The 1,287-nt window shown below is 70.8% G+C and carries 2 protein-coding genes; both read left to right on the top strand.

Features of this window, described 5'->3' with window-relative positions; all coding sequences use genetic code 11:
• Positions 1–50 precede the first annotated feature (50 nt).
• Positions 51–404, top strand: a complete 354-nt coding sequence (locus GPA_RS20455; protein ID WP_015540388.1) for a hypothetical protein — start codon at positions 51–53, stop codon at positions 402–404.
• A 6-nt stretch (positions 405–410) separates the two neighbouring features.
• On the top strand, positions 411–1,287 hold an 877-nt coding region (locus GPA_RS14980; protein ID WP_041239747.1), incomplete at its 3' end, for a hypothetical protein.

Raw genomic sequence — 1,287 nt, 5'->3', positions numbered from 1 at the left:
CGAGGGGCCGCCTTTTTCAACCGCGCATTCTACGACGAAAGGGGTCTGCCATGATGGAAGACACGATCGACGAGTTGAAGGGCCAGCCGCGCGACGAGGGCTACGGCAAGGGCGAGGGCTACGGGCACGGCGAGGGCGGCCGCGAGGGCGAGGATTACGGCAGGGGCGAGGGCGGCCGCGAGGGCCGTCGAAGCGGCGAAGGGTACGGCGAAGGGCACGGCTCCGGTGAAGGTGGACATGCCGGCGAGCGCTACGGCGAAGGCTCCGGCAAGGAGGCCGGCGAGCAGTACGGCCGCGGCGAGGGCTACGGCGAAGGCTCCGAGCAGGGCGAGCGGTATGCCTCCGGCGAGCGCTACGGCAAGGGCGAGCAGTACGGCCAGGGCGTCGCCGAGAACGAGCAGTAGCCGGCAATGCAATCGATACCCGCGTGCAGCGTGGCCGACGTGGCCGCGGCGGCCCGTGCGCACGGCATGACGCTCTCCACGATGGTGGAGCGCACCATGCAGGCGGCGGGCCGCCGCTCGGTGAGGCGGCTCTACGTCGGCTCCAACTTCTGCAGCCAGTACTTCCTGCGCCAACCCGACCAGGTGTGGCGCGAGGCGTTCTCGCTTTGCCGCCGCGAGGGCATACCGGCCACGCTCGTGGTGCCGGTGTTCTCCCAGAAGGACCTGGCCGAGGCGCGCCGCCGCATCGACGAGCTCGTGGGCGCGAACCGCGGCGTCGTCGACGAGATAACGGTGAACGACGTGGGCATGGTGGCGTACTGCCTCGACCGGTACGGGCTGCCGCTGAACGCGGGGCGCCTGTTCTCGAAGGAGCCGCGCGACCCGCGCTATGCGGAGCTCTTCGAGGAGCGGCATGCGGTGGGCGTTCCCGCGCTCGTCACCGAGCTGTTCCGCCAGGGCGAGCTGCAGGGGCTGGAGCTCGACCCCACGCATGCGGCGCTCGACCTGTCCGAGCTGCGCGGCTACATGCCGCATCTCGAGGTGGGCGTGCACATGCCCTACTGCTATATGTCCACGGGCTCGGTCTGCGAGCTGGCCGGCATCGGCCGCCCCGTGCGCGAGAAGTTCCGCCCGAACGCGCCGTGCAAGCTGGAATGCACGCGCTGCGCCATCGGCTACGGGCTGCCGTACGGCGCGCGGCTGCTGAAGCTCGGCCGTGCCGTGTACTTTCCGAACCACAGCTGCACCGTGTGCGAGGGGGAGGACTTCCGCATGATCGTGTCGCCGTTCGACGTGCTGGTGCCGCGTCGCGACGCGCGGGTGGAGCACGGCCCCGCGGCCG

The organism is Gordonibacter pamelaeae 7-10-1-b (genome assembly GCF_000210055.1).
Taxonomy (GTDB): domain Bacteria; phylum Actinomycetota; class Coriobacteriia; order Coriobacteriales; family Eggerthellaceae; genus Gordonibacter; species Gordonibacter pamelaeae.
This window is presented reverse-complemented; position numbering and strand designations above follow the sequence as displayed.